The organism is Streptomyces sp. NPDC001348 (assembly GCF_053597535.1).
In genome coordinates, this window is record NZ_JBSFIK010000039.1 from 68,740 (window position 1) to 95,291 (window position 26,552).

27 protein-coding genes are annotated in these 26,552 nt (G+C 72.5%); 11 read left to right on the top strand and 16 right to left on the bottom strand.

Annotated features, from left to right (window positions below):
• The first annotated feature begins 31 nt into the window (after nt 1-31).
• Both ACWC21_RS32030 and ACWC21_RS32035 read left to right on the top strand, forming a co-directional pair.
• Nucleotides 32-319, top strand: coding sequence for a YiaA/YiaB family inner membrane protein (locus ACWC21_RS32030; RefSeq protein ID WP_450886903.1), 288 nt, complete (start codon nt 32-34; stop codon nt 317-319).
• Nucleotides 320-421: 102 nt separating this feature from the next.
• On the top strand, nt 422-1,063 hold the full coding sequence (locus ACWC21_RS32035) for a TetR/AcrR family transcriptional regulator (RefSeq protein ID WP_450886904.1): 642 nt from the start codon (nt 422-424) through the stop codon (nt 1,061-1,063).
• Here the strand turns inward: ACWC21_RS32035 and ACWC21_RS32040 are convergent.
• Nucleotides 1,060-1,521 (bottom strand): MaoC family dehydratase, encoded by a 462-nt coding sequence (locus tag ACWC21_RS32040; RefSeq protein ID WP_450886906.1) that lies wholly within the window; start codon nt 1,519-1,521, stop codon nt 1,060-1,062. The genes ACWC21_RS32035 and ACWC21_RS32040 overlap by 4 nt on opposite strands.
• A gap of 114 nt (nt 1,522-1,635) precedes the next feature.
• Here ACWC21_RS32040 and soxR point away from each other — a divergent pair, with 114 nt between their 5' ends.
• On the top strand, nt 1,636-2,100 hold the full coding sequence (soxR, locus tag ACWC21_RS32045) for a redox-sensitive transcriptional activator SoxR (RefSeq protein WP_450886907.1): 465 nt from the start codon (nt 1,636-1,638) through the stop codon (nt 2,098-2,100).
• Nucleotides 2,101-2,111: 11 nt separating this feature from the next.
• Here soxR and ACWC21_RS32050 read toward each other — a convergent pair whose 3' ends face one another.
• Complete coding sequence (locus ACWC21_RS32050; protein WP_450886909.1) at nt 2,112-2,840, bottom strand: 3-keto-5-aminohexanoate cleavage protein; 729 nt, start codon at nt 2,838-2,840, stop codon at nt 2,112-2,114.
• Between the two features lie 81 nt (nt 2,841-2,921).
• Entirely contained in the window at nt 2,922-3,524 is a 603-nt protein-coding gene (locus ACWC21_RS32055) for a hypothetical protein (protein ID WP_450886911.1), read from the bottom strand.
• Nucleotides 3,525-3,786: 262 nt separating this feature from the next.
• On the opposite strand from ACWC21_RS32055, the gene ACWC21_RS32060 reads away from it, so the two are divergent.
• Nucleotides 3,787-6,570 carry a penicillin acylase family protein gene (locus tag ACWC21_RS32060; protein WP_450886912.1) on the top strand — a complete coding sequence of 928 codons (2,784 nt, stop codon included), beginning with the start codon at nt 3,787-3,789 and terminating at the stop codon, nt 6,568-6,570.
• A 22-nt stretch (nt 6,571-6,592) separates the two neighbouring features.
• Here ACWC21_RS32060 and ACWC21_RS32065 read toward each other — a convergent pair whose 3' ends face one another.
• Nucleotides 6,593-7,906, bottom strand: a complete 1,314-nt coding sequence (locus ACWC21_RS32065; RefSeq protein ID WP_450886914.1) for a serine-threonine protein kinase — start codon at nt 7,904-7,906, stop codon at nt 6,593-6,595.
• A gap of 81 nt (nt 7,907-7,987) precedes the next feature.
• Complete coding sequence (locus ACWC21_RS32070) at nt 7,988-9,217, bottom strand: exo-beta-N-acetylmuramidase NamZ family protein (protein ID WP_450886916.1); 1,230 nt, start codon at nt 9,215-9,217, stop codon at nt 7,988-7,990.
• A 122-nt stretch (nt 9,218-9,339) separates the two neighbouring features.
• On the opposite strand from ACWC21_RS32070, the gene ACWC21_RS32075 reads away from it, so the two are divergent.
• Genes ACWC21_RS32075 through ACWC21_RS32085 form a run of 3 tightly spaced genes read left to right on the top strand, consistent with a single transcriptional unit; the run spans nt 9,340 to nt 12,396 of the window.
• Nucleotides 9,340-10,113, top strand: a complete 774-nt coding sequence (locus tag ACWC21_RS32075; RefSeq protein ID WP_450886918.1) for an SDR family oxidoreductase — start codon at nt 9,340-9,342, stop codon at nt 10,111-10,113.
• On the top strand, nt 10,110-11,777 hold the full coding sequence (locus tag ACWC21_RS32080) for a class I adenylate-forming enzyme family protein (protein ID WP_450886919.1): 1,668 nt from the start codon (nt 10,110-10,112) through the stop codon (nt 11,775-11,777). Before ACWC21_RS32075 ends, ACWC21_RS32080 begins: the two co-directional genes overlap by 4 nt.
• A gap of 25 nt (nt 11,778-11,802) precedes the next feature.
• The gene (locus tag ACWC21_RS32085; RefSeq protein ID WP_450886921.1) at nt 11,803-12,396 is read left to right on the top strand and encodes a TetR/AcrR family transcriptional regulator; all 594 of its coding nucleotides are present in this window, start codon (nt 11,803-11,805) and stop codon (nt 12,394-12,396) included.
• A 34-nt stretch (nt 12,397-12,430) separates the two neighbouring features.
• On the opposite strand, the gene ACWC21_RS32090 is transcribed toward ACWC21_RS32085, so the two are convergent.
• From ACWC21_RS32090 to ACWC21_RS32110, 5 genes are all read right to left on the bottom strand, one after another.
• Complete coding sequence (locus tag ACWC21_RS32090) at nt 12,431-12,622, bottom strand: hypothetical protein (RefSeq protein WP_450886923.1); 192 nt, start codon at nt 12,620-12,622, stop codon at nt 12,431-12,433.
• An 11-nt stretch (nt 12,623-12,633) separates the two neighbouring features.
• Nucleotides 12,634-13,986, bottom strand: coding sequence for a diaminopimelate decarboxylase (locus tag ACWC21_RS32095; protein WP_450886925.1), 1,353 nt, complete (start codon nt 13,984-13,986; stop codon nt 12,634-12,636).
• Nucleotides 13,987-14,209: 223 nt separating this feature from the next.
• Nucleotides 14,210-15,889: a helix-turn-helix domain-containing protein gene (locus tag ACWC21_RS32100; RefSeq protein WP_450886927.1), complete on the bottom strand. Its 1,680-nt coding sequence runs from the start codon at nt 15,887-15,889 to the stop codon at nt 14,210-14,212.
• A 118-nt stretch (nt 15,890-16,007) separates the two neighbouring features.
• Nucleotides 16,008-17,231, bottom strand: coding sequence for an acyl-CoA dehydrogenase family protein (locus tag ACWC21_RS32105; protein WP_450886928.1), 1,224 nt, complete (start codon nt 17,229-17,231; stop codon nt 16,008-16,010).
• A gap of 5 nt (nt 17,232-17,236) precedes the next feature.
• Nucleotides 17,237-18,268 (bottom strand): phosphotransferase family protein, encoded by a 1,032-nt coding sequence (locus ACWC21_RS32110; protein WP_450886930.1) that lies wholly within the window; start codon nt 18,266-18,268, stop codon nt 17,237-17,239.
• 241 nt (nt 18,269-18,509) lie between these two features.
• Between ACWC21_RS32110 and ACWC21_RS32115 the strand changes: the two genes are divergently transcribed.
• Entirely contained in the window at nt 18,510-19,484 is a 975-nt protein-coding gene (locus ACWC21_RS32115) for an NADP-dependent oxidoreductase (protein ID WP_450886932.1), read from the top strand.
• A 58-nt stretch (nt 19,485-19,542) separates the two neighbouring features.
• Here ACWC21_RS32115 and ACWC21_RS32120 read toward each other — a convergent pair whose 3' ends face one another.
• Genes ACWC21_RS32120 through ACWC21_RS32135 form a run of 4 tightly spaced genes read right to left on the bottom strand, consistent with a single transcriptional unit; the run spans nt 19,543 to nt 21,736 of the window.
• Complete coding sequence (locus ACWC21_RS32120; protein ID WP_450886933.1) at nt 19,543-19,857, bottom strand: DUF202 domain-containing protein; 315 nt, start codon at nt 19,855-19,857, stop codon at nt 19,543-19,545.
• Entirely contained in the window at nt 19,854-20,246 is a 393-nt protein-coding gene (locus ACWC21_RS32125; protein WP_450886934.1) for a YidH family protein, read from the bottom strand. Before ACWC21_RS32125 ends, ACWC21_RS32120 begins: the two co-directional genes overlap by 4 nt.
• Before the next feature lie 21 nt (nt 20,247-20,267).
• Complete coding sequence (locus ACWC21_RS32130) at nt 20,268-20,780, bottom strand: NUDIX hydrolase (RefSeq protein WP_450886936.1); 513 nt, start codon at nt 20,778-20,780, stop codon at nt 20,268-20,270.
• A 44-nt stretch (nt 20,781-20,824) separates the two neighbouring features.
• Entirely contained in the window at nt 20,825-21,736 is a 912-nt protein-coding gene (locus ACWC21_RS32135; protein ID WP_450886937.1) for a DMT family transporter, read from the bottom strand.
• Nucleotides 21,737-21,945: 209 nt separating this feature from the next.
• Between ACWC21_RS32135 and ACWC21_RS32140 the strand changes: the two genes are divergently transcribed.
• The 3 genes from ACWC21_RS32140 to ACWC21_RS32150 all read left to right on the top strand — a co-directional run bounded on the left by ACWC21_RS32140 (nt 21,946) and on the right by ACWC21_RS32150 (nt 24,509).
• Nucleotides 21,946-23,088 (top strand): hypothetical protein, encoded by a 1,143-nt coding sequence (locus ACWC21_RS32140; protein ID WP_450886939.1) that lies wholly within the window; start codon nt 21,946-21,948, stop codon nt 23,086-23,088.
• 85 nt (nt 23,089-23,173) lie between these two features.
• Nucleotides 23,174-23,899, top strand: a complete 726-nt coding sequence (locus ACWC21_RS32145; protein ID WP_450886941.1) for a molybdopterin-dependent oxidoreductase — start codon at nt 23,174-23,176, stop codon at nt 23,897-23,899.
• Complete coding sequence (locus ACWC21_RS32150; RefSeq protein ID WP_450886943.1) at nt 23,883-24,509, top strand: cytochrome b/b6 domain-containing protein; 627 nt, start codon at nt 23,883-23,885, stop codon at nt 24,507-24,509. The genes ACWC21_RS32145 and ACWC21_RS32150 overlap by 17 nt, the downstream gene beginning before the upstream one ends.
• 42 nt (nt 24,510-24,551) lie before the next feature.
• Here ACWC21_RS32150 and ACWC21_RS32155 read toward each other — a convergent pair whose 3' ends face one another.
• Together ACWC21_RS32155 and ACWC21_RS32160 are read right to left on the bottom strand one after the other, a co-directional pair.
• Nucleotides 24,552-25,949: a GntP family permease gene (locus tag ACWC21_RS32155; protein ID WP_450886944.1), complete on the bottom strand. Its 1,398-nt coding sequence runs from the start codon at nt 25,947-25,949 to the stop codon at nt 24,552-24,554.
• Nucleotides 25,950-26,023: 74 nt separating this feature from the next.
• Nucleotides 26,024-26,545: a gluconokinase gene (locus ACWC21_RS32160; protein WP_450886946.1), complete on the bottom strand. Its 522-nt coding sequence runs from the start codon at nt 26,543-26,545 to the stop codon at nt 26,024-26,026.
• Between the last annotated feature and the right edge of the window lie 7 nt (nt 26,546-26,552).

The window sequence follows — 26,552 nt, forward strand, 5'->3', positions numbered from 1 at the left end:
GCGCGGGCCACGTCCGCCGAAGCTTGTCCCCATGAGTGAGACACCGGTCAAGCAGCAGAGCACGGCCGCCTTCTACGGCCAGGCCGTCGCGTCCTTCGGCATCGCCATGGCGGCGACCGCCATCGGCATCTTCCGGCTGAACGCCGACGCCTGGGTGCGCGGCTTCCTCGGGATCGCCGTCCTCTACCTCGTCACCTCCGCCTTCACCCTCGCCAAGGTGATCCGGGACCGCCAGGAGGCCGGGCAGATCGTGAGCCGGGTGGACCAGGCCCGGCTGGAGAAGCTGCTCGCCGAGCACGACCCCTTCGAGAAGCTCTGAGGCGCACCGTGACGGCTCCGGAAGCTGTGACCGGGCACGCTAAGCGATCGCTCAGCTTCGGCGGTATGGTGGAGCTCCGGTACCGAGAGGGGCGAGTGAGCGATGAGTACGGCGGAGGAGACGGCCGGCGGCGAGGTCGAGCCGTGGGAAGAGGTCACCCCTGACGCGGCCCGGCGACTGCTCGTCGCCGCCGTGGAGGCCTTCGCCGAGCGCGGCTACCACGCGACGACGACCCGGGACATCGCGGGCCGCGCGGGCATGAGTCCGGCCGCGCTCTACATCCACTACAAGACCAAGGAGGAGCTCCTCCACCGGATCAGCCGGATCGGCCACGACAAGGCCCTGGACATCCTGCGCACGGCGGCCCGGGGCGAGGGCAGTGCCACGGAGCGGCTCGCCGAAGCGGTCAGCTCCTTCGTCCGCTGGCATGCCGGGCGGCGGACGACCGCCAGGGTCGTGCAGTACGAACTGGACGCGCTCGGGCCGGACGCCCGGGCCGAGATCCTGGCGCTGCGCCGGCAGGTCGACGCGGAGGTGCGCGGGATCGTCGAGGACGGCGTCGCGTCCGGCGAGTTCCAGGTGCTCGACCTGCACGGCACCACCCTCGCGGTGCTGTCCCTGTGCATCGACGTCGCCCGCTGGTTCAACGTGAACGGCCCGCGTACACCCGAGGAGGTCGGCTCCCTGTATGCCGACCTCGTGCTGCGGATGGTCGGCGCGCAGCAGACCCCGGCCGGCTCCTAGAGGTAGTACCGGGAAACCGACTCCGCGACGCAGACCGGCTTGTCGCCGCCCTCGCGCTCCACGGTGAAGGCGACGGTGACCTGGACGCCGCCCGTGACGTCCTCGACACCGGTGATCGTCGCGGTCGCGCGCAGCCGGGAGCCGACCGGGACGGGAGCGGGGAAACGGACCTTGTTCGTGCCGTAGTTGACGCCCATCTTCACCCCCTCCACCTTGATCAGCTGGGGGCCGAAGAGCGGCAGCAGCGACAGGGTCAGGTACCCGTGCGCGATGGTGGTCCCGAACGGGCCCGCGGCGGCCTTCTCCGGATCGACGTGGATCCACTGGTGGTCGCCGGTGGCCTCCGCGAAGAGATCGATCCGCTTCTGGTCGACCTCGAGCCAGTCGGTGTGGCCCAGCTGCTCGCCCACGGCCGCCCGCAGCTCGTCGGGGGAGGTGAAGATCCTCGGTTCTGCCATGTCCAGGCCTCTCACATCACGGAGTCGCGATTCCCTAAGCGACTGCTTAGCATGGTCGGTGGCGGAGCCGATGTCAACGACGGGGAAGAGGGCTCGGTGGGTAGGCTTCCAGGAGTGCCCAAGATTCCTGAGAAGATCCACGAGCTGACCGTCGGGCAGGTGTCCGCGCGCAGCGGCGCCGCCGTTTCCGCCCTGCACTTCTACGAGTCCAAGGGCCTCATCCGAAGCCGCCGCACATCGGGCAACCAGCGCCGCTACACCCGCGACACACTGCGCCGCGTCGCCTTCGTCCGCGCCGCCCAGCGGGTCGGCATCCCGCTGGCCACCATCCGCGAGGCCCTCGCCGAACTCCCCGAGGAGCGGACCCCCACCCGCGAGGACTGGGCACGCCTCTCCGAGGCCTGGCGTTCCGAACTGGACGAGCGCATCCGCCGGCTGAACCGCCTGCGGGACCACCTCACGGACTGCATCGGCTGCGGATGCCTGTCACTGGACACGTGCGTGCTGTCCAACCCGGACGACCAGTACGGCGACCGGCGGGTGGGGTCGAGTCTGCTGGCGGAGCCTCCCCGGCGCTGACGCGGCACGAGTCAGGGGCGTCCCCGGCTCCCCCCAGGGGTCCGCAGCGCCGCGGCCACCAACTCGGCGTTGCTTGAGGCCCGTTGACCGCCGGGGAGCAACAGGGTGTCCTCCAGTCCGATACGCGTCGCCAGCCCCAGCCGTCCCGCCAGCCGAAGCACCGGCCACGCCCCGCCCTCCTCGCCGTGCAGCAGCACCGGGCGGCCGTGGGTGCCGCCCAGGGAGGCGAGCAGGGCACGCGCCGAGGTCTCGGCGGTGTCCGGGTCCGGGTCGGTCACCTCGGCCAGTACCCGCAGCACCGCCGGGCCGAGCGGTGACACCGCGAACCGGGCCGCGCCGTCCGTCCCGGACCAGATGCCCGCCTCGACACCGACCCCCATGGTGAGCAGCTGCGCCGCGACCTCCTCGGCACCCGGCTCATGCCAGTTGACCGAGGCGAAGTCGGGCAGCACCGACCAGCCGCGTACCCGCGCCAGCCGCTCCGCCGGGTCCGGCGCGGCCCACGCGCCGGTGGTCACCCCGACCGGCACCGCCACCCGCGCCCGTATCGCGTCGACCGTCGCCGCGACCACGCTCGGGGCCAGGCTGTCCTGCCCGCACGGCGTCCTGGGATGGACGTGCACCTCCGCGGCCCCGGCCGCGACGGCCTCGGCCGCGGCCCGCGCCATCGCCTCCGGCGACTGGGGCACGCCGACGCCCTCGGCGCCCTTGCGGGACCCGTTGAGACATACCTGCACCATGCCTCCATGGTGCAGCCCACCACTGACAACCGCCCCACCGCACAAGGGGGGCACGGCATCCCCCTGCGCACCCCCGCTCGGTCAGGCCGACATCAGCAACCGCCCGCGCCTGGTGTACGCCAGGGCCTCGGGTGTGAGCACGGGACGGGGGACGAGGATCCCGCAGTCCGTGCAGACGGGGCCCGAAGAGGGCTCGTGGTCCAGGTCGTACTTCCAGAGGAGGCGCTCCCCGTCGCACACCGGGCAGCACCAGCCCGGTTCGCGCTCCAGGGCGGCGATCAGCCGTCGCAGCACCTCCGCGAGGGGTTCATCGGGGTGGACACGGGGGTCGTCGCACCAGGCGACGCCGAAGCCGCCCCAGGTCAGCCGGTGCCAGTCGTCCACGCTGCCCGGCCGGCGCAGCCCGTCGTGCTTCTCCTTCTTCCGGCGTTCGGCGAACTCGACCTCGTAGGCGAGCCAGACCGCCCGTGCCTCCTCCAGCTCCTCCAACGCGGCCACGAGCCGCGCCGGATCGGGGGAGCGGTCCTCCGGGCCGAACCCGGCCCGCGAGCACAGATGGTCCCAGGTCGCCCTGTGCCCGTAAGGAGCGAACCGCTCCAGGCACTTGCGCAGCGAGTAGCGCCGCAGTGCCAGATCGCACCGCGGGTCGCGCACCTGTCTCGCCAGACTCCGGAAACCGGCCATCGCCCTGCACCTCCGTCACATCTGCACCTGTACTTCGGTCACTTCGGCGTCGTCGTACGGAGTCCACGTACCGACGTCGACGAGTAGACGTATCGACTCCCGATCCGGCTCCATACGTTTTCCGATGCCCTCCCATAAGGCGTTGCGGGTTGACCTCTTCCGAAGAAACCCGAAGGTGACTCCGAAAAGTGACGCATGTTCATCTTCACTCGCGGGGATACCGGCGGTAACGTCTGCGCACCCCCACTCCCCAGGAGCTGCCATGGCCCAGCGCGTCCCACGCCCCACACCCGACAGACTGAGAACTCCCCGCAGACTCCACGGGTTCCTGAAGTCGGCCTCCATATGCGTCCTCATCGCCGGTCTTCTGTCCCCGCTGACCCAGGTGACCGCCAGCGCGGCCACGGCCTCCAACGACTACTGCGGCGGCCAGTGTTCCGACATCCTGCCGCCCGGCGAGAACGGCAACGCCACCCTCGCCCAGGTCCTGCTCAACCAGGCGTTCGGCACCCAGCCCAGCCACGCGGAGGACCAGCTCGGCCCTTACGCCAACCTGGCCTCCGGCTACCCGGCCCTCACCGACTCCACCATCAATACGTTCTTCAACGACGCTTCGTTCGGCGTGCCCTCCGACCAGGTTGCCTCCACCGAGAAGCCGGCCGGCCGCACCGACGTGTCGATCGTCCGTGACAAGAAGACCGGTGTGCCGCACATCACGGGTACCACCAGGTACGGCACCGAGTTCGGCGCCGGATACGCCGCCGCCGAGGACCGGCTGTGGCTCATGGACGTCTTCCGGCACGTCGGCCGCGGCCAGCTGACCACCTTCGCGGGCGGCGCCGCGTCCAACCAGGGCCTCGAGCAGGAGTTCTACCGCAACGCGCCCTACACCGAGGCCGACCTGCAGGCCCAGATCGACAACGCCGTCGCCAGGAACGGCGCCCGCGGCCAGCAGGCCCTCGCCGACGCCAACGCCTACCTCGCGGGCATCAACTCCTACATCGACGCCTCCGACAGCGGCCGCTACTTCCCCGGCGAGTACGTCCTGACCGGGCACAAGGACTCGATCACCAACGCCGGCACGATCGACCACTTCAAGATCACCGACCTGGTGGCGCTGGCCTCGGTCGTCGGCTCGCTGTTCGGCTCCGGCGGTGGCGGCGAGGTCAACAACGCCCTGTCCCTGATCGCCGCCCAGTCCAAGTACGGCGTGGCGGAGGGCACCAAGGTCTGGGAGTCCTTCCGCGAGCGCAACGACCCCGAGGCCGTCGTCACCGTCCACAACGGCGAGAGCTTCCCGTACGCGTCCAAGCCGGACGACGCCCAGGGCGAGGCCCTTCCCGACGCCGGCTCGGTGACCCAGGAACCGCTGGTCTACGACCGGACCGGCAGTGCGGCGAACGCCAGTTCCACCAGCGCCTCCACCACGGCGGCGAAGACGACGCTGAGCTCCGCCAAGCGCGGCATGTCCAACGCCCTGGTGGTCAGCGGCAAGTACACCAAGAGCGGCCACCCCGTCGCCGTGTTCGGCCCGCAGACCGGCTACTTCGCCCCGCAGCTGCTCATGCTCCAGGAGATCCAGGGCCCGGGCATCAGCGCCCGCGGCGCCTCCTTCGCCGGCCTGAGCATGTACGTCGAGCTCGGCCGCGGCCAGGACTACTCCTGGAGCGCGACGACCTCCGGCCAGGACATCATCGACACCTACGCGGTGGAGCTCTGCCAGGACGACTACCACTACCTCTACCACGGCACCTGCACGGCCATGGACAAGGTGGAGCAGGCGAACGCCTGGAAGCCGACGGTCGCCGACGGCACCGCGGCGGGCTCGTACACGATGCGGGTGTGGCGCACCAAGTACGGGCCGGTGCAGTACCGGGCCACGGTCGGCGGCAAGAAGGTCGCCTACACCACCCTGCGCTCCTCCTACCTGCACGAGGCCGACTCGATCATCGGCTTCCAGATGCTGAACGACCCCGACTTCGTCAAGGGCCCGGCGGACTTCCAGAGCGCGGCCCAGCACATCAACTACACCTTCAACTGGTTCTACGCCGACTCCCAGCACACCGCGTACTACAACAGCGGCGACAACCCGGTGCGGGCGAGCGGCGTCGACGCCGAGTTCCCGGTGTGGGGGCAGGCGGCGTACGAGTGGAAGAACTGGGACCCGTCGACCAACACGGCCTCCTACACCCCGGCTTCCGCCCACCCCAACTCGATCGACCAGGACTACTACGTCTCCTGGAACAACAAGCAGGCCAAGGACTACACCGCGGCCCCCTGGGGCGACGGGTCCGTGCACCGCGGCAATCTGCTCGAGGACCGGGTGAAGAAGCTGGTCGCGGCCGGCGGGGTGACCCGTAGCGCGCTGGTGAAGGCGATGGCGGACGCCGCGCTCGCCGACCTGCGGGCCGAGGACGTGCTGCCGAAGCTGCTGAAGGTCATCGACAGCAGCACGGTCACGGACTCCACGGCCGCGGCGGCGGTCGCCAAACTGCGGGCCTGGGTGACGGCGGGCGCCAAGCGCACCGAGACCTCGGCGGGGTCGAAGACCTACGCCGACGCCGACGCCATCCGGATCCTGGACGCGTGGTGGCCGCTGCTGGCCAAGGGCGAGTTCGAACCCGGCCTCGGCAGCGACCTGTACACCGCGATCGGCAACAACCTGCCCGTCGACGAGGCGCCGTCCGCCGGGCACGGCCCGACCGGCTCGCACGCCGGAAGCTCCTTCCAGTACGGCTGGTGGAGCTATGTCGACAAGGACATCCGGGCGGTGCTCGGTGAGCCCGTGCAGGGCGGCCTCGCGCAGAAGTACTGCGGCGGCGGCAACCTCGCCTCCTGCCGGGACATGCTGATCAGCACGCTGAAGGAGGCGGCCGGCAAGACCGCGGCCCAGGTCTACCCCGGCGACGACCAGTGCTCGGCGGGCGACCAGTGGTGCGCCGACTCCATCGTCCAGCGCGCCCTGGGCGGCATCAAGCACGGCAAGATCAGCTGGCAGAACCGTCCGACCTTCCAGCAGGTCGTGGAGTACACCTCCCACCGGTGACGCCGGCGTGCCGGCGGCGGGGTCAGACGATGCGCCCCGCCGCCAGCACCACCCGGGCCAGTTCCGGGTGCACGATGTCGCTGTGCGCGCCGGCCGGCGGGCCGCCGCGGCGCACCACTGCCGCCGCGTCGACGTTCACACATCCCGAGCCGGGCAACGGGCCGCCCAGCGCCTCGGCCAGGGTCAGCGCCCGCGTCCCCGGCACCGCCTGCACACCGTCGTGCCCCATCGCACCCCACTTGGGGCCCAGCACCCGCCCGATGTCGAAGCAGGCCACCGACTGCGCGTCGTCCGCCATGCGGGAGGCCAGCGGGTAGAAGGTGCCGAGCGCCCCGTCGTAGTGGGAGTAGCAGCACACCAGCGGCCCGTCGACGCGCCCCTGCAGGTCCCGCAACGCCCCGCCCGACCGCGGGTCGTGGGGCAGTTCGGCCGCGAAGGCGTAGTGCGAGAAGGCACCCTGGAGCAGCGTCACGGACTTCACCGCGCGCACGCCCTCGGGCAGCCCGCGCAGCGCGAAGGACACCAGACGGCCGCCGAAACTGTGCCCCACCAGATGCACCCGCACCCCGGGCGCCGTGGCGGCCAGCCGCCCGATCACCGGGCCCAGCCCGTGCTCCCCGACGGTCCCGGCCCGCCGCTTCATCGCGTAGTACGCCGCCTGGCGCAGCAGTTCCCGCGCGCCGTTCCACGGATTGGGCAGCGAGAACCCCTCCGCCGCGCCGGCGGAGTCGGCCTCCGCGAGTGCCTGCCCGAACTCCTCGCACGCCGCCGCCGTGTCCCCGCAGAGCATGCCGGGTTCGCCGTCCGCCGCCGTGTCCGCCGCGCACCGCGACTGAGGGCAGTCCGGCGCCACCTCGACCAGGAGCCGCACCAGCCGCCCGAACTCCGCGAGCGCGGCCTCCTCGGGGGGCTGCCGGTCCAGCAGCCCCGCGATCTGGTCGATCACCGTGGTCCGGTCGGGGAAGGTGCGCAGCAGCGCCTGCCGGGTGTCCTTGTCGAGGGCGGGGCGCGGTGCCGCCTCGGCCTCGGTGGCCGCCACGGACTTCGGGAAGTCGGGGATCGGCTCGTCCGAGAACCGCATCGACGGCCACACCACGCCCACGTACCCGATCCGGGCCTTCGGGGCCAGTTGCGGGATCGGTGCGAAGAAGTGGCGGTAGAGCGCGGTCGCGCCCGAGCGGTCGTTGTTCCAGCCGTGCGAGAAGACGATCAGGTCGCGGACGCCGTGGCCGACGGCCTCCGCCAGCAGCCGGTCCCGTTCCCGGCCGTCCACGTCCCCGTCCGCGTCGAAGGTCAGCTCCCAGTAGGGAGTCACGGTCGTCAAAGGATCCGCCATGGCAGGCCCCCTCGTCCCCCGAAGTGGTGCGATGTGGGCGCATCGTCCTACCGGAGGACAGAATTGGCCATACCCGGCGGCTCAGTTGTAGCAGAGGTATTCCTCGCGCACCCGCCGGAACGCCGCCAGCTCCTCCTGCCAGGCGGCGGCCACCTCGTCCGGGCCCGCGCCCGCGTCGATCATCGTGCGCACCCGTGCGGAGCCCGTCAGCTTGTCGATCCAGTTGTCGGACCGCCAGCCGAAGCCGCTCCACACCCGCTTCGCGGTCACCAGGAGCGCGATCCCGGTGCGTACCGGGTCGTACGCGGCCCGGTCGTGGACGTGGATCTGCACGCCCCCGACCGTCCTGCCCTGGAACTTGGAGAACGTCGGCGCGAAGTACGCCTCCCTGAAACGCACACCGGGCAGCCCCAGTTCGTTAGCCGCGGCCGCCCACCGCCCGTCGATGCCCTCCGCGCCCAGCAGTTCGAAGGGCCGGGTCGTGCCGCGCCCCTCCGACAGGTTCGTCCCCTCGAACAGGCAGGTGCCCGAGTAGACCAGCGCCGTGTCCGGCGTCGGCATGTTCGGGCTCGGCGGCACCCAGGGCAGCCCGGTGGCGTCGTAGAACTCCGACCGCCGCCAGCCCGTCATGGGTACGGTCTCCAGGTCGACCCGACCGCCCAGGAACTCCCCGTCGAACAGCCGCGCCAGCTCGGCCACCGTCATCCCGTGCGCCTGGGCGATGGGCTGCCGCCCGACGAAACTGGCGAACTCCCGGTGCAGCACCGGCCCCAGCGCCGACCGCCCGGTCACCGGGTTCGGCCGGTCCAGCACCACGAACCGCTTGCCCGCGAGGGCGGCGGCCTCCATGCAGTCGTACAGCGTCCAGATGTAGGTGTAGAAGCGCGCCCCGGCGTCCTGGATGTCGAAGACGACGGTGTCCACGCCGGACGCGGTGAAGACGTCGGCCAGCGGCTGCCCGCTCTTGAGATAGGTGTCGTAGACCGGCAGCCCGGTCGCCGGGTCGTCGTAACGGCCCTCGGAGCCGCCGGCCTGCGCGGTGCCCCGGAAGCCGTGCTCGGGACCGAAGACCGCCGTCAGCCGCACGCGTTTGTCGGCGTGCATGACGTCGACGATGTGGCGGGTGTCCCGGGTGATGCCGGTCGGGTTGGTGACGATGCCGGCCGTCTGCCCGGAGAGGAGCCCGTAGCCGTCCGCCGAGAGGCGCTCGAATCCGGTTCGTACCGTTGTGCGGGGTACGGTCGTGACAGGTGCCGCTGGTACCGCTGCCATCGTGGCCGATGCGAGCAGGCTCCGTCTGGCCAGGCGCATGGGTGACCTCCGTGTGTGGGGAAGGCGCATGCCGAGTGTGACCGGGCCAGCCTTCCTTTTACACATACCGACTGGTTAGTCTGGCGCGGCAGAGCCGAGTCGCGTCGTGTCGAAGGAGACCGATGGTGGAAGCCGTGCAGGATGCGGGAGTGGTCGTCACCGGAGCGGGTGGTGGCATCGGGGCCGCGCTGGCCCGCAGGTTCGCCGCCGAGGGCGCCAGAGTCGTGGTCAACGACCTGGACCCGCAGCGGGCCAGGACCGTCGCCGCGGAGATCGGCGGGATCCCGGTACCGGGCGACGCCTCCACCGTCGTCGCCGAGGCCAAGGAGGCGCTCGGCGGCACCGTCGACGTCTACTGCGCCAACGCGGGCGTCGCCTTCGAGGGCGGCGAGGCCCCCGGCCCCCTCGACGAGACGGCCTGGGCGGCCTCCTGGGACGTCAACGTCATGGCCCACGTCCGCGCGGCCCACGTACTCCTCCCGGACTGGCTGGAGCGCGGCGGCGGCCGCTTCGTGTCCACCGTGTCCGCCGCCGGCCTGCTCACCATGATCGGCGCCGCCCCCTACGCCGTCACCAAGCACGGCGCCTACGCCTTCGCCGAGTGGCTGTCGCTGACCTACCGGCACCGGGGCCTGAAGGTCCACGCGATCTGTCCGCAGGGCGTCCGCACCGACATGCTGGCCGCGACCGGCAGCGCGGGCGACATCGTCCTGCAGCCCACCGCGATCGAGCCGGAGGACGTCGCGGACGCCCTGTTCCGGGGCATCGAGGAGGACCGCTTCCTGATCCTGCCGCACCCCGAGGTCGCCGAGTACTACCGCGCGCGGGCCACCGAACCCGACCGCTGGCTGGGCGGCATGAACCACATCCAGCGCAAGTGGGAGGAGGTCCGGTGACCGGGTCCCGTTACGCCGCCAAGCCCTGGCTGGCCCTCCTCGACGAGGCCCAGCGCGCCCCGGTCGAACCGGCCGACTCCCTCGTGCACGCCCTGCGCCGCGAGGTCGCCGGAACCCCGGACCGCACCTTCCTCGCCTACTTCGACGCCGGGCTCACCTACCGCGAGGTGGACGAGCTCAGCGACTCCGTCGCCGGGCACCTCGCCGCCCGCGGCCTCCGGCCCGGCGACCGGGTCGCCGTCCTGCTGCAGAACTCCCCGCACTTCGTGCTCGCCCTGCTCGGTGCCTGGAAGGCGGGCGCGACCGTCGTCCCCGTCAACCCGATGTACAAAGCCGGCGAGGTCTCCCACGTCCTGCGGGACGCGGAGGTGACCGCGCTGGTCTGCGCCGACCGTGCCTGGGAGTCGTACCTGCGGGACACGGCCGCCGGCTCACCCGTGCGGATCGTGCTCACCGCCTGCGAGCTGGACTTCCAGACCCGCGACGACACCCGCGTGCTCACCTTCGAACGACTGCCCGAGGCCCCGGACGCCGACGACCTGGTGGCCGTGGCCCGGCAGGGCCACCAGGCCCCCGAGGACCGCTACCCGGCCCCGGACGACATCGCCCTGATCAGTTACACCTCGGGCACCAGCGGCACCCCCAAGGGCGCCACCAACACGCACGCCAACATCATGTACAACGCCGAGCGGCAGAGCACCGGTCTCGGCCTGCCCGAGGCGCCGGTCTACTTCGCGATGGCCCCCCTGTTCCACATCACCGGCATGGTCTGCCAGTTCGGCGCCTGCCTGAACAGCGCGGGCACGCTGGTGCTGGCCTACCGCTTCGAGCCCGGGGCCGTCCTGGACGCCTTCGCCGAGCACCGGCCGCACTACACGGTCGGCCCGTCCACCGCCTTCATGGCGCTGGCCGCCCATCCGGACGTCACCCCGGACCACTTCTCCTCCTTCCGGGTCATCTCCTCGGGCGGCGCCCCCCTGCCGCCCGCACTGGTGGAGAAGTTCCGCGCGGGCTTCGGGCCGTACATCCGCAACGGCTACGGGCTGACCGAGTGCACCGCCCCCTGCGCCAGCGTGCCGCCCGGCCGTGAGGCACCCGTCGACCCGGTCTCCGGGACACTGGCCGTGGGCGTGCCCGGCCCCGACACGGTCGTCCGGATCGTCGACGACCAGGGCGCGGAGGTGCCCTTCGGCGAGCAGGGCGAGATCGTCGTCCGCGGACCGCAGGTCGTGCCCGGCTACTGGCGGCGGCCCGACGCCACCGCCGAGACCTTCCCCGGCGGCGAACTGCGCACCGGCGACATCGGCTTCATGGACGAGCGGGGCTGGCTCTACGTCGTCGACCGCAAGAAGGACATGATCAACGCGTCCGGCTTCAAGGTGTGGCCGCGCGAGGTCGAGGACGTCCTCTACACCCATCCCGAAGTGCGGGAGGCGGCCGTCGTCGGCGTCCCCGACGGCTATCGTGGCGAGACCGTCAAGGCGTACATCAGCCTCCGTCCCGGCGCGGAGACGGACCCCGACGCACTGGCCGCCTACTGCAAGGAGAGACTGGCGGCCTACAAATACCCGCGCCAGGTGGAGATCCTGCCCGACCTGCCCAAGACGGCAAGTGGGAAGATCCTCCGTCGGGAGCTGCGCTCCCGGGCGCACGACAGTCAGTAGAACTACAGAAAGGCAGGTGGCGGCAGTGCCCAGGACGACGGACGGAGACGGAACCCCCGTCCCGCAGCGGTTGCTCGCCGCCGCCACCCGGCTCTTCGCCGAGCAGGGCTACGACCGCACCTCGGTGCAGGAGATCGTCGAAGCAGCAGGCGTCACCAAGGGGGCGCTGTACCACTACTTCGGTTCCAAGGACGACCTCCTGCACGAGGTGTACTCGCGGGTGCTGCGCCTGCAGCAGGAGCGCCTGGACGCCTTCGCGAACGCCGACGAGCCGATCGAGAAGCGGCTGCGGGGCGCCGCGGCCGACGTCGTCGTCACCACCATCGAGAACCTCGACGACGCGATGATCTTCTTCCGCTCCATGCACCACCTGAGCCCCGAGAAGAACAAGCAGGTGCGCGCCGAGCGCCGGCGCTACCACGAACGCTTCCGCGCGCTGGTCGAGGAGGGCCAGCGCGAGGGCGTCTTCTCCACCGCGACCCCGGCCGACCTGGTGGTGGACTACCACTTCGGCTCCGTCCACCACCTGTCCACCTGGTACCGCCCCGACGGCCCGCTCACCCCGCAGCAGGTCGCCGACCACCTCGCCGACCTGCTGCTGCGGGCGCTGCGGCCGTAGCACCGTCCGGGAGACCGGCGGCCCGTGATCCCGGCTAGCCGATGATCTCCTTGAAGAACAGAACGGCCGAGGCCGCCGCGCCGCCCCCGACGCTCACCGCCACGGGCCACGCGTTGCCCGCCAGTGCCGCCAGCACCCCGGCGCCGACGCCGGCCATGGCGGCCAGCAGGAACACGACGGCGGCGCGCTGGGTGAGGAGCGGTCCGTCCCGGTCGGTCTGCGACACCTCGGTGCCCCTCAGCGCGCGTCGTGGGCGCCGGCGCCCACCGGCTCCCTCAGGAGCGGGCCGTCCTGCGCGCCGCCCAGGTCCCACGGGTCCTGGGCAGCACGCAGCAGCGTGAACTCGGTCCGGCCGTCCGCCCCCACCCGGACGCCGTGGACGGCGGGCTCGGGCAGCGAGTTGTAGTGAAACGGCGTCGAGAAGTAGTACGCGCCGGTGTCCGGGACGACGACGATGTCGCCGGGCTCCAGCAGCGGCAGCGCGTGGTCGCGCGCCAGCAGGTCGCCGGCGAAGCAGGCGGGGCCGGCGACGTCCTGACGGACGGGGCGCCCCCGCTTGGCCCGGCCGTCCCCGCCGTGCGCCTCGATCCGCAGCGGCCACGCGCCGGGACTGAACACGGTCCGCGTGGCGACCTGCACACCGGCGTGGGTGATGGCGATGGGCCGGCCGCCCGCGCTCTTGGTGTACTCGACGTACGCGGCCATGAAACCGTTCTTGGCGAGGACGGAGCGGCCGAACTCGGTGACCACCTCGTACCCGCCCTCGAAGAGGGCCGGCGCGTGCCTGCGCAGGTGCGCGACGTACGTGTCGAAGGTGGGAGCCACCTCGTCGTCGGCGAAGTTGACCGGCAGTCCGCCACCGATGTCGATGCCCGCCACCCGGCCCCTGCCGTGGACGGCCTCGACCTCCTGGGCGAACCCCACGGCCTGCGCCACCCCTTGGGCCATCAGATCGAGCGGGCAGCCCTGCGATCCGGTGTGGGTGTGCACCCAGGTCAGCCACGGGTACCTGCCGAACGCCTCCAGCAACCGGCGCCGACTGCCCGGGTCGGCCAGCGGGACGCCGAACTTGGAGGTGCTCGTGGCCGTGCTCATCGCGGCGATGGCGCCGCCGCCGATCTGCGGGTTGACGCGCACCCCGATCGCCGACACCGGCTCGCGGCCGGCGAGCACCTCGTCGATCCTCGCCAGCTCCTGGAAGTTGTCCGCGTTGACGGCCACCCCCAGCTCCAGGGCACGCTCCAGCTCCCCGCGGGTCTTGGCCGGCGCATCGAAGACGATCTTCCCCGGCGGGAAACCGGCGGCCAGCGCCCGGGCCAGCTCGCCCGCGGTGGCGACCTCGCAGCCCATGCCGTTGGCTTCCAGCTCCTTCAGCACGGGCACCAGGGAGTTGGCCTTGGCGGCGAAGGAGTGCAGGACGGGGAGCGAGGGGGGAAAGGCCCGGCGCAGCCTCCCGACCGTCGCGGCGACGCCGTCCAGGTCGACGAAGGCGGCCAGCAGGGACCGCTCCGGATGCAGCAGCCCTTGCCGCACGGCCTCCCGCAGGACGTGTTCACGCAGCTCGGCGGCGGTGGGGGTGGGATCGGCCATGGTGAGCCCTCCGGTGTCGGGGTCGCGGCGGTGCCCGGGGTGCCCGGGTGCGCATCCCAGGCTGCTCGCCGCGACCGGACGCCGTCTTCGTCGCGTCCTCAAAGACTTCGGGCCCTGACGGGCGTCGGGGCGTGGCGTCCGCCCGCACCGGGCCGCGCCGTTGTCCGCCCCGACGAACACGGCGCCGTACGGTGGTGCGCGCGGACGAAGGGCGAGCCCGCCGTCACGGCCGCGGCGACGCCCCGGTTCCCGCCCCGCCGTCACCGTCCCGCAGCCGTAACTCCAGCTGCGCCAGCAGACGGGCGTCCGGGCTGTCCAGGTCGAGTCCCGAGACCTTCGTGATCCGGCGCAACCGGTACCGCAGGCTGTTGGGGTGTACGCCGACCGTGCGCGAGGCGGCGGCCACGTCACCGAAGTGGTCGAGGTAGGCCCGCAGGGTAGGCACGAGACAGCTCCCGGCGTGCCCGGCGTCGAACGCCGCCAGCCGTGCCACCGACGTCCCCGGCGGCAGCACCACGTCCCGCAACGCCTCGGCCACCTGCATGATGCCGACGGTGTCCGCGACCTCCTCGGCCCGCGCGACGGTACGTGGTCCTGCGGCCCGGATGAGCGCCTTGAGGGCCAGCTCGGCCGACCGGCGGGACCGGGCCGCTCCCGCGAGCCCGGGGGCCACGTCGCCCAGCCCCACGCACACGGGAGTACCGGTCGTCGCCGTCAGCTGTCCGGCCAGCGACTCGCCCAGCCGCGTCACCTGGTCGCCGGCCCGCCGCGGATCGGGGTCCAACGGGCTCACCAGCAGCAGGAGGCGGCCGCCCGCGGGCACGACCACGCTCCGCCTGCCGAACGCGGCGCAGTGCAGGGAGAGCAGCGCGTGCAGTCGCGACGGATCGTCGTCACCGGGCGCGCCGGACCCGGCGCCCACCGCCAGGACGGCGCAGGGTTCCTGCGCCGGCAGCGCGGCACGCTCCGCCAGTACCTCGGGGGAGCCGCGCCCGTCCAGCAGCGCACGCGCCGCGTCCTCCACCAGACGGTCGTCGGCAGCGCGGGTACGGACGTGGAGCAGATGCGCGGCGGCCGTACGCGTCGCCGCCCGCAGGGCCTCGGAGGCTCCCGGGGACAGGGGTCGTCCCGCGACCGCCGCCACCCAGATGGAGCCCAGCACCTCGCCGCCCGCCCGGACGGCACCGACCAGACGCTCCGGGTCCGCTCCCCGGGCGCGCCGGTACAGCACGTCGTCCGTGCCCCACAGGGCCCGGAAGAACCCGGCCTCCCGCATGGCGGCCACCCGCCACGGGGGCACCCGCCTGCCGAGGATGGTCAGCCGGCGCAGCTCGTCCACGTTCTCCTCGGTCGAGGAGTAGGCCAGTACCCGGGAGTCGGTGTCCTCGATGGTCACCGCGCCCCCGGTCAACGCGGCCACCGCGTCCGCCAGGCCGTTGAGGTCGCCCAGGGACAGGCCCCGGGTGGCGGGCGCCGGCGGAGTGCCGGCCGAGGCGAGCCCGGCCCGCACCACGCCGACCAGCTGGGCCCAGCTGCACCAGGCGGTGCGGGAGAGCACCGCGATGCCGCTCTCCTCGGCCACCGCCCGCAGCCCCGCCGCGGCCCGCTCGGGACGGCCCGGCCCGAACACCACGCCCGTCGCGCCCGCGTCGCCGGCCCGGCGCAGCAGGTCCACCGCGTGGGCGGACCCCGCGTCGACGCCCACCGCGAGCAGCAGCTCCCGCGGCCGGATCTCGGGGTCCAGCACGTCCAGCACGGTGACGCCGGCGACGGCCACCGAGAGACCGCCGGGGGCGGTGTCCAGCTCCAGGGCTCCCGGGCCCACGACGGACAGCAGCCGCTCCAGGGTCACCTGCGGCTCCGCGGCGGCGCCCCACTCCGGTGATCCGTGCCCGTTCGCCACCGTTGCCCCGTCCCCCCGCGCGTGCGACCGGCCCAGGACGGCCGGTTCCGGAAGACGTACGACACCACAAGCCGGGCGCGCACTCAACGGCGCACGAAGGCACGGGGAGGCACCGGCGTCACAGGTACTTCTTCAGCTCCCGCCGCGCCAGCGACCGCTGGTGGACCTCGTCCGGGCCGTCCGCGATCATCAGGGTGCGGGCGCCCGCGTACAGCTCGGCCAGCGGGAAGTCCTGGCTCACACCACCCGCGCCGTGCAGCTGGATCGCACGGTCGATGATGTCGACGACCGCCCGCGGCGTGGCGATCTTGATGGCCTGGATCTCCGTGTGGGCGCCCCGGTTGCCGACCGTGTCCATCAGCCACGCGGTCTTGAGCACCAGCAGCCGGAGCTGCTCGACCGTCACCCGGGCGTCCGCGATCCAGTTGTGGATCACGCCCTGCTGGGCCAGCGCCTTGCCGAAGGCGTCGCGGGAGACGGCCCGACGGCACATCAGCTCGATCGCCCGCTCGGCCATGCCGATCAGCCGCATGCAGTGGTGGATACGGCCGGGACCGAGCCGGGCCTGGGCGATGGCGAAGCCGCCGCCCTCCTCGCCGATCAGGTTCGACACCGGCACACGGGCATGGTCGAAGACCACCTCGGCGTGGCCGCCGTGGTAGTGGTCCTCGTAACCGAACACCCGCATGGCCCGCTTGACCGTGACGCCGGGGGTGTCGCGGGGGACCAGCACCATGGACTGCTGGCGGCGGATGTCCGGCCCGTCCGGGGCGGTCTTGCCCATCACGATGAAGATCTTGCAGTCCGGGTTCATCGCCCCGGAGATGTACCACTTGCGGCCGGTGATGACGTACTCGTCCGTGCCGTCGGAGGTCCGTTCGATGTGCGTGGTGATGTTGGTGGCGTCCGAGGAGGCCACCTCCGGCTCGGTCATCGCGAACGCCGAACGGATCTCACCGGCGAGCAGCGGCTCCAGCCACTGCTTCTTCTGCCGCTCGTCGCCGAACTGCGACAGCACCTCCATGTTGCCGGTGTCCGGCGCCGCGCAGTTCAGTGCGGTGGGCGCGAGCTGCGGGGAGCGGCCGGTGATCTCGGCGAGCGGGGCGTACTGGAGGTTCGTCAGCCCCGCGCCGTACTCGGCGTCGGGCAGGAAGAGGTTCCACAGACCCTGCCGGCGTGCCTCGGCCTTGAGTTCCTCGACCACGGCCGGGGTGTCCCACGGCGAGGCCAGCGCGGCCCGCTGCTCCTCGGCGACCGGCTCGGCCGGGTAGACGTACTCGTCCATGAAGGCGAGCAGCTTGGCGCGCAGTTCCTCCGTGCGCGCGTCGAACGCGAAGTCCATGGCCGTCAGCCTTCCTGAAGAGTGGTCAGTCCGTGGTGGATGAATACGGGGACGAGCCCGCCGATGCGGTCGAAGCCGCGCCCGACCGTCTGGCCCAGCGTGTAGCGGTAGTGGATGCCCTCCAGGATCACGGCCAGCTTGAACCAGGCGAACGCCGTGTACCAGGACACGGCCGAGACGTCCCGGCCCGAACGCGCGGCGTACCGTTCGATCAGCTCGGCCGGGGACGGGTGCCCGGGGGCCTCGGCCGTGGTGGACACCGGCGACTGGGGCATGCCCAGCGGCCGGCTGTACATCACCAGCAGACCCAGGTCGGTCAGCGGGTCGCCGAGCGTGGACATCTCCCAGTCGAGGATCGCCCTGATCCGGTCGTCCGTCCCGATGAGGACGTTGTCGAGGCGGTAGTCGCCGTGCACGACGGCGGGCGCGGGGGAGGTGGGCAGCTGTCGTCCGAGGGAGGCGTGCAGTTCGTCGATGCCGGCCAGTTCGCGGTTGCGGGAGGCGTCCAGCTGCTTGCCCCAGCGGCGCAGCTGACGGTCCAGGAAGCCCTCCGGGCGGCCGAAGTCGGCCAGGCCCACCTCGGCGGGGTCCACGGCGTGCAGCTCGACCAGCGTGTCCACCAGGGACAGCACCGCGTTGCGGGTGCGCTCCTCACCCAGCGGGGCGAGCTGGTCGGCGGTGCGGTACGGAGTGCCCTCGACGAACTCCATGACGTAGAACGGCGCCCCGGGTGCCGCCTCGTTCTCGGGGTCCTCGCACAGCAGCACCGGTCTCGGCACCGGGACGTCCGTCGGGTGCAGTGCGCTGATGACGCGGTGCTCGCGCTTCATGTCGTGCGCGGTGGCCAGCACGTGGCCCAGCGGGGGCCGGCGCACCACCCACTTGGCGGCGCCGTCGGAGACCGCGTAGGTGAGGTTCGACCGTCCGCCCTCGATCAGCCGGCCGGTCAGAGGGCCGGTCACCAGGCCGGGCCGCTCACGGTCGAGGAGGCCGCGCAACCGGTCGAGATCGAGTCCTGGCGGGTGGTCGGGGCTCATGCGTCGCTCCTACGGACAGGTGAACAGGATGCGACTCATGATGCCGACCGGTCGGTATGCAGTCCAGTGGGCGAGCCGAACGTGACCGGTGCCACGATGGGCCGACACCCCCGGAAGGTGCGTCATGCCGCCCGGCTTCCGGGGTACGGGGTGACGGTGACCAAGCACAGGCTGCCACACGGAACCCCGTATCACGTCGTTCCGCTTGCGTGGCACACGAGTACCCCGGAGGGTCTGTGACATGAAGGGCATCCACTACAGCCGCTACGGCGGACCCGAGGTACTCGAGTACGGCGAGGTGCGCGATCCCAAGGTCGGCCCCGACTCGGTGCTCGTGAAGGTGCGCGCGGCGGCCGTCAACCCCGTCGACTGGAAGTGCCGCGAGGGCTACCTGGACACCCTCCTGGACGCCGTGTTCCCCGTCGTCCCGGGCTGGGACGTCTCCGGGGTCGTCGTGCAGCCCGGGGCCTCCGTCACCGAGTTCTCCGTCGGCGACGAGGTCATCGGCTACGTCCGCGAGGACTTCCTCTCCCGGGGCACCTTCGCCGAGTACGTCGCCGCCCCCGTGCGCACCCTGGCCCGCAAGCCGCGCAACCTCAGCTACGAGGAGGCGGCCGGCCTGCCGCTGGCCGGACTCACCGCCTACCAGGTGATCGTCAAGGCGCTGGAGGTCAAGCGGGGCGAGACCGTCCTGGTGCACGCGGCCGCCGGTGGGGTCGGCTCGATCGCCGTCCAGCTCGCCACCCACTTCGGGGCCCGGGTCATCGGCACGGCGAGCGAGCACAACCACGACTACGTGCGCGGCCTGGGCGGCGAACCGGTGACCTACGGCGACGGCCTCCCCGAACGGGTGCGGGCCCTCGCCCCACAGGGCGTCGACGCGGTGTTCGACACCATCGGCGGCGACACCCTGAAGGCCTCGGCGAACCTGCTCGCCCCCGAGGGCCGCATGGCGTCGATCGCGGACCCCGAGGTGGTGGGCTACGGCGGCCGCTACTGCTTCGTACGCCCCGACGCGCAGGACCTGGGCCATCTGTCCGAACTCGCCGAGCAGGGCGTGGTGTCGGTGCACGTCTCCGAGACCTTCCCGCTGGAGCGTGCGGCGGACGCGCACCGGCTGAACCAGGAGGGCAGGACCCGGGGCAAGATCGTGGTCACGGTCGACTGGTCCGAGGAGCCGGAACCGGGCTCCTCCGGAGAAGGGCCTTCCGTCTAGCCGGCGCCCTTGCGCCGGGCAGGACCTCGCGACCCCGGCATGATCCACAAGACGCCCCCTAGACGACGAGCGCGACGGCGCACACCGCCGTCGCCACCGTGCACAGCGCCGCCGCCACGGCGTGGCGCGGGGCGAGCGCGACGGTCGGGGCACCCGGGGTCGCCAGCGCGCGGATACGGCGGTGTGCGACCAGCAGGAAACCCACCCAGAGCGCGGCGCACAGGGCACACGCCACGAGCCCGCCGGCCGACGCCCCGCCGTGCAACGCGGCCCGCAGCGCCAGCACGGTGGCCACGGCGTAGGACAGCGTGGTGCGCCGCCAGGCCAGCCGGGTCCGCTCCGGCTGCAGCCCGGGGTCCCGCCCCGCGGTCACCCCGCCCTCCCGGCCAGCACGACCAGGACCATGGCGAGGGCCACCACCGCGACGACCAGGCTCAGCACCGCCGGGAACCGGGAGGACGGCAGGTCCTCGCCCCGGCGCATGGCCCGCTCGCAGCTCACCCAGTGGTTCACCGCCCGGAGTGAGGACAGCACGCCCGCGCCCAGCAGCGCCAGCGCCAGCCCGACGCGCCAGCCCCAGCGCAGGTCGGGCAGGAACTGGTCCACCGCGAAGCCCCCGCCGATCAACGCCAGAGCCGTCCGCAGCCAGGCCAGGAAGGTGCGCTCGTTCGCCAGCGAGAACCGGTAGTCGGGAGTGCTTCCCTCCTCCCGCACCTGCTCCGGCGCGAACCACAACCGGACGTTCCGTACGAACTCGATCACGCGGACGACCCTACCCGGGTGTCACGGTGCCGACCGGAACGCCCTCAGCCGCTCGTACGCGGCCAGCCCGTCCGGCACCCACTCCCACTCCCCGAGCCGCCGTTCCACCTCCGCCTCGGGCAGGAAGTCGTGCCAGGCGACCTCCTCCACCTGCGGCCGGACCGGCGTCTCGCAGCGGACCTCGTAGACCGCCGACCACCAGCTCTGCCCGGCCCCACCGTCGTAGCGGAACTTGAACAGGAACGACGGCCGGGGCAGTCCGCCGACCCCCAGCTCCTCCTCCGCCTCCCGCAGCGCGGCGTCGTCGTAGGACTCGCCCGCCCCGACCACACCCCCGACGAACATGTCGTACAGGGACGGGAACACCAGCTTGGTCGCGGTCCGCCGGTGGACGAAGAGCCGGCCGTCGCGGTCCCGGGCCTGGACGAAGACGCAGCGGTGGCGCAGCCCCCGCGCGTACGCCTCCCCGCGCGGGCACCGCCCGACGACCCGGTCGTTCTCGTCGACGATGTCGAGGATCTCGTCAGCGCTCATGGAGCCCATGAAAGCAGGGCGCCCCCGATGGGCGGCCGTCCGGGTCAGCGCCGCTGCAGATCCCGCGCCGGCTCCGGTTCCGCCGTGCCGCGCGGCATCGCCGGGTGCAGCCCCAGCAGCAGGATCCCCACGACGATCGCCGCGAGCCCCGCCGCCTCCCAGGCCAGCGCCCCCGTGTCGGTGCGCAGCCGGTCACCGAGGAAGCCCACCCCGCACAGGATCCCGGCCAGCGGCTGGGTCGCGGTGAGCGCGGGCAGCGACATGCGCAGCGGAGCGGTCTCGAACGCGCTCTGCACCAGGACCAGACCGGTCACACCGAGCACCACCACCCCGTACGGCTGCCAGCCGGTGAACACTCCGGCGAAGCCGCCCGCGGAGAAGCGCTCCCCGCTCACCCGGGTCAGCGCGTCCTGCACGCCGTACAGGAGCCCGGCCGCGCAAGCCAGCAGGACCGGGCCCCAGCTCAGTCGAGAGCGTTTGGCGTACGTCGTCAGGACCAGGGCGGCACCGAGCATGACGCCGATGATCAGCCAGTGCCGGAACGGGCCGGCGACCGCGGTCCCGCCGCGCGGCCGGCCCGCGACGATGAACGCGGTGACGCCGCCCGCGAGCAGCCCGAGACCCGCCCAGCCCTGATGACCCAGCACCTGTCTGGTCCGGTGCCGGGACAGGGCGAGGGCGAACAGGAGGTTGGTGGCGAGCAGCGGCTCCACCAGGGAGATCTCACCACGTCCCAGCGCGATCGCGCCGAGGACCATGCCCGCCACCATCAGCCCTGTGCCGCCCAGCCAGGTCGGCACTCTCATCAGGTCGAGCAGCAGCCGGAACGACAGGAAGTCGCTGAGCGGTGCCTTCCGGGCGGCGTCCTGCTGGAGCACGAACCCGAAGCCCAGGCAACAGGCCGCGCTCACGGCGAGAATGAGAAGCAGAACCGACACGCTGCGTACCTCGATCATCCGGCCGGGTCACGGAGTGCGTAGTCGCCGACTGTAGCGCTCCCGGGGCGGCGTTGCCCTGGGAGTACCCGGAACCGGGCAGTCGACTCGGTCCCGGCGGCCGGGCCGGGGAAGCGGTGGCCGTACCTCGAGCGGCTCACAACTGCCGCTTGAACAAAGGTTGTTGAAGCGAGCAACACCTCGTCGTTCGCTTGACGGGAACCGCCGGCTTGGGTTTGCTGTGGGTGATCGGCCGATGGCGGCCCGCACCCCGCCCGTCCGCCGCAGAAGAGCCACGCCCCCGAGGAAGGCCCCCGCTGTCCCCGCTCCCGTCGTCCCCAGGCCGTGCCCGCACGCGCCGGGGCACCACCCGCACCGTCGTCCTGGGCCGAGGGCCCGCCGGCACCCGGCCCGACGAACGGCAGGACACCGCGCCGGACCGCGCACCGGCCCCCGCCCGAGCCGCCGCCTTCGAGCCGGCCCACGACGACACCGAACTGGCCGCCGCCCGCACCGCACTGGCGCAAGGGCGCCGCCAGGCGGCCCGCGCGCTGCTGCTGCGCACCGGGGACGACTGGGACCGCCGGGGACACCGGCTCACCGTCCTCGCCGAGGACCCCCACGGTGCCGCCTGGGCCCGCGACTGGCTGATCGCCGAACCCCGGTCCGCCGACGCCGCCACGCTGCTCGGTCTGGCCCTCGTCCAACGCGCCCTGCGCGGCACGGAGTCGTACGGCCCGGCCCGTGCGGCCTGCCATGACGCCGCGGCCCTGGCTCCCGCCGACCCCACGCCGTGGCTCGGCCTGCTCTCGCTGGAACGGGCCGGCGGCAGCGACGGGGCGGTGGCCCGGACCTTCGACGAGGTGCGCGGCCGGCACCCCGAGCACCACCACGCCCACCATCTGATGGTCGCCCGGCTCGCCGAGCGCGACACCGGCCGTGGCCCCGATCCGCTGCACGACGGACACGAGGTGTACGACTTCGCCGACCGGGCCGCCGCCCTGGCACCCGCCGACTCCCCGCTCGCCCTCCTGCCCGTGGTGGCCCGCGCCGAGCGCTACCGCGCACTGGCCGCGGCCGCCCGGCAGCCCGCCGACCCGGCCGCCTGCGACCACTGGGCGGGCGGCCGGGCCCGGCGGGAGACACGGGCCGCGTTCGACTGGTGGCTGGAGTGGGAGCACGACGACCACCCGCGTCGGCACATCGATCTCAACTTCCTCGCGCACGCCATGGCCTGCCAGAACCGCACCGCCGAAGCCGCGGCCCTGTTCCGGCGGATCGGCCGGCACGCCACCCGCGCGCCCTGGTCCTACCCGGACCGCGACCCGGTCACCGCGTTCCGCGCGGCCCGCGCCCGGGCGCTCGGCTTCTGAGAACCGCGTGAGAAGTGATTACGGAACCCTGACGGGAATCCGCGATCGCTGGCCCCGCGAGCGCCGACAGTGCTCGAATGAGTACGTGAACCCCGAACAACCCGAGGACCGGGGCCGCCCCGTCGGCCGCCGCGTCTTCCTCGGCACCCTCGGCCTCGGCGCCCTCGGTGTGGTCGCCGCCCCCACCCTGCAGCGCGGCATGGAGTCCCTGCTCGGCACGGTGTCCGGCAAGGACCCGACGGGCCTGACCGGGCTCCTGCCCAACGGCGGCGGATTCCGCTACTACTCGGTGGCCGCCTCCGTCCCGCACAAGGGCCCCGCGGACTACCGGCTCGAGGTCGACGGGCTCGTCGACCACCCCCGCACCTACACCCTCGCCGACCTGCGCGCCCTGCCACAGACCAGGATGGTCAAGGACGTGCAGTGCGTCACCGGCTGGCGTGTCCCGGGCACCCCCTTCGAGGGCGTCCGTCTCGCGCACCTGCTCGAGGCCGCGGGCGTGCGCGAGGGCGCGAAGGCGATCAGGTTCACCTGCTTCGACGGCACGTACACCGAGAGTCTCACCCTGGCCCAGGCCCGCCGCCCCGACGTCCTGGTCGCCCTGCGCATGCAGGACAAGGACATCGGCCACGACCACGGCGGACCGGTCCGCCTGTACGTGGCCCCCATGTACTTCTACAAGTCCGCCAAGTGGCTGTCCGGCATCACCGTCACCGACCGGGTCCGGCCGGGCTACTGGGAGAACCTGGGCTACGACGTCGACGCCTGGGTGGGCCGTTCGAACGGACGGACAGATGAGCCTACGAGCTGACACCCCCGCCCCGCCGAGCGCGCGGCTCCACCGCTTCAGTCCGGCCGAGCGGTGGGTGCACCGGGCGACGGCCGCTCTGATGGGCGTGTGCGTCCTCACCGCGGCCTGCCTCTACATCCCCCAGTTCGCCGTCCTCGTCGGCCGCCGCGAACTGGTCGTCCGCATCCACGAGTGGGCCGGACTCACCCTTCCCGCACCGGTCCTCCTCGGCCTGGCCTCCCGCGCCTTCCGCACCGACCTCGGCTTCCTCAACCGCTTCGGCCCGCACGACCGGCGCTGGCTGCGCGCGGCCCTGCGCCGCGACCGCCGCCCCGAGGCCCGCCCGGCGGGCAAGTTCAACGCCGGGCAGAAGATCTACGCCGCCTGGATCGCCGGGGCGACGCTGGTGATGCTCGGCACGGGCCTGATGATGTGGTTCACCCACCTCACCCCGCTGGTGTGGCGCACCAGCGCGACCTTCGTGCACGACTGGCTGGCCCTGACCATCGGCATCGTCCTCGGCGGTCACATCGGGATGGCGCTGGGCGATCCCGAGGCCCGCCGGGGACTGCGCACGGGGACGGTGAGCCGGGAGTGGGCCGAGCGCGAGCATCCGCTCTGGCGCCCCTGACCCACCCGCGCCGAGGACCGCCGCGAGTCCTCCTGAAGGAGGCTAGACCACGAGGGACAGCAGCAGAACGAGCCCGCCGGCGACCACCGAGATGATCGTCTCCATCACCGACCAGGTCTTGACCGTCTGGCCGACACCGAGCCCGAAGTACTCCTTGACCAGCCAGAACCCGGCGTCGTTGACATGGCTGAAGAACAGCGAGCCGGCGCCGATGGCGAGGACCAGCAGGGCGGTGTGCGTGGTCGACATGTCGGCCGCCAGCGGAGCCACCAGGCCGGCCGCCGAGACCGTCGCCACCGTCGCCGAACCGGTCGCCAGCCGGATCGCCACCGCTATCAGCCAGGCCAGCAGCAGCGCCGGGACCGACCAGTCCTTGGAGATGTCCAGGATCATCTGGCCCACGCCGCAGTCGATCAGCGTCTGCTTGAAGCCACCGCCCGCGCCGACGATCAGCAGGATGCCGGCGATGGGCATCAGACTCCTGTCGACCGTCTGCGATATGCGGTCCTTGCTGAACCCGGCCGGCCGGCCGAGCGTGAACATGCCGACGATGACGGCCGCGAGCAGGGCGATCAGCGGGGAGCCGACGACGTCGAAGACGCGCTGTGTGGTGTTCGCGGGGTCGTCCACGACGAGGTCGACCAGAGCCTTGAGGAGCATCAGGACGACCGGCAGCAGCACGGTGGCCAGCGTCGGGCCGAAGCCCGGGCGGCGCTCGAGTTCCTCCGACGCGCGCGGCGGGAGCATCCGGTCCGGGACCGGCACGTCCACCCAGCGGGCCGCGACCTTCGAGAACACCGGGCCGGCGATGATCACCGTGGGGATCGCGACGAGGATGCCCAGCGCCAGCGTCACACCGAGGTTGGCCTTCACCGCGTCGATCGCGACCAGCGGGCCGGGGTGCGGCGGCACCAGCCCGTGCATCACGGACAGGCCCGCCAGGGCCGGGATGCCGATCCGCATCAGCGAGTAGTTGCCGCGCCTGGCGACGATCAGCACCACCGGTATCAGCAGCACGATGCCGACCTCGAAGAACAACGGCAGCCCGATCACGGAGGCGATCAGCACCATCGCCCACGGCATCGCCCGGCCCCCGGCCCTGGCGAGGATCGTGTCGACGACCTGGTCCGCGCCGCCGGAGTCGGCGAGCAGTTTGCCGAGGATCGCGCCGAGGGCGATCAGCACCCCCACGCCGGCCACCGTGGTGCCCAGACCGGTGGTGAAGCTGGTGATGGCCTTGTCCAGCGGCGCGCCGGCGACCGCCCCGAGCGCCAGTGACCCGATGGTCAGCGCCAGGAAGGCATGGAGCTCGAACTGGGTGATGAGCAGGACGATGACGGCGATGCCCACCAGGACGGCGATGCCGAGCTGGGCGTGGCCGGCCGAGGTGATCGGCGCGGGCGCGTCCGCTGCCAGCATCTCGACGCTGAGTCTGGTCACGGGGGTCCTATGCGGTTGCGGGGGAGGGGATGGAAAGGGATGTGCGTGGGGGGTTGCCGGACGGCCGGGCCGGGTTACCCGGCGGCAGGACCGGGGAGCTCCTCGAGCGCCCGCACGGCCCGTTCGGTGATGGCCTCCGGACTGCCGGAGACGTCGACGACGACACCCGCCTCGTCCGCCCGGAGCGGTTCGAGGGTGGCGAACTGGGAGTCGAGCAGCGCGGTGGGCATGAAGTGGCCCTGCCGGTGCGCCATGCGGTCCTCGATCAGCGACCGGTCACCCGCCAGGTGCACGAACACCACACCGGGAGCGGCGGCCCTGAGCCGGTCGCGGTACGACCGCTTCAACGCCGAGCAGCTGACCACCCCGCCGAGCCCGGCCCGCCCGTCGGCCCAGGAGCCTATGGCGTCGAGCCACGGCCACCTGTCGGCGTCGTCGAGCGGGGTGCCGGCCGCCATCTTGGCGATGTTGGCCTCCGGGTGGAAGTCGTCGCCCTCGGCGTACGGAACGCCGAGCCGGGCGGCGAGCAGTGGACCGATGGTGGTCTTGCCCGTGCCGGCGACGCCCATGACCACGACGACGTGGGGGGTGCGCATCTCTGCC

Excerpts from the sequence above, each read along its gene's own strand:
- ACWC21_RS32030 (WP_450886903.1), top strand. The coding sequence starts at position 32 with ATGAGTGAGACACCGGTCAAGCAGCAGAGCACGGCCGCCTTCTACGGC.
- ACWC21_RS32035 (WP_450886904.1), top strand. The coding sequence starts at position 422 with ATGAGTACGGCGGAGGAGACGGCCGGCGGCGAGGTCGAGCCGTGGGAA.
- ACWC21_RS32040 (WP_450886906.1), bottom strand. The coding sequence starts at position 1,521 with ATGGCAGAACCGAGGATCTTCACCTCCCCCGACGAGCTGCGGGCGGCC.
- ACWC21_RS32050 (WP_450886909.1), bottom strand. The coding sequence starts at position 2,840 with ATGGTGCAGGTATGTCTCAACGGGTCCCGCAAGGGCGCCGAGGGCGTC.
- ACWC21_RS32055 (WP_450886911.1), bottom strand. The coding sequence starts at position 3,524 with ATGGCCGGTTTCCGGAGTCTGGCGAGACAGGTGCGCGACCCGCGGTGC.
- ACWC21_RS32060 (WP_450886912.1), top strand. The coding sequence starts at position 3,787 with ATGGCCCAGCGCGTCCCACGCCCCACACCCGACAGACTGAGAACTCCC.
- ACWC21_RS32065 (WP_450886914.1), bottom strand. The coding sequence starts at position 7,906 with ATGGCGGATCCTTTGACGACCGTGACTCCCTACTGGGAGCTGACCTTC.
- ACWC21_RS32070 (WP_450886916.1), bottom strand. The coding sequence starts at position 9,217 with ATGCGCCTGGCCAGACGGAGCCTGCTCGCATCGGCCACGATGGCAGCG.
- ACWC21_RS32075 (WP_450886918.1), top strand. The coding sequence starts at position 9,340 with ATGGTGGAAGCCGTGCAGGATGCGGGAGTGGTCGTCACCGGAGCGGGT.
- ACWC21_RS32095 (WP_450886925.1), bottom strand. The coding sequence starts at position 13,986 with ATGGCCGATCCCACCCCCACCGCCGCCGAGCTGCGTGAACACGTCCTG.
- ACWC21_RS32105 (WP_450886928.1), bottom strand. The coding sequence starts at position 17,231 with ATGGACTTCGCGTTCGACGCGCGCACGGAGGAACTGCGCGCCAAGCTG.
- ACWC21_RS32110 (WP_450886930.1), bottom strand. The coding sequence starts at position 18,268 with ATGAGCCCCGACCACCCGCCAGGACTCGATCTCGACCGGTTGCGCGGC.
- ACWC21_RS32115 (WP_450886932.1), top strand. The coding sequence starts at position 18,510 with ATGAAGGGCATCCACTACAGCCGCTACGGCGGACCCGAGGTACTCGAG.
- ACWC21_RS32130 (WP_450886936.1), bottom strand. The coding sequence starts at position 20,780 with ATGAGCGCTGACGAGATCCTCGACATCGTCGACGAGAACGACCGGGTC.
- ACWC21_RS32135 (WP_450886937.1), bottom strand. The coding sequence starts at position 21,736 with ATGATCGAGGTACGCAGCGTGTCGGTTCTGCTTCTCATTCTCGCCGTG.
- ACWC21_RS32150 (WP_450886943.1), top strand. The coding sequence starts at position 23,883 with ATGAGCCTACGAGCTGACACCCCCGCCCCGCCGAGCGCGCGGCTCCAC.
- ACWC21_RS32160 (WP_450886946.1), bottom strand. The coding sequence starts at position 26,545 with ATGCGCACCCCCCACGTCGTCGTGGTCATGGGCGTCGCCGGCACGGGC.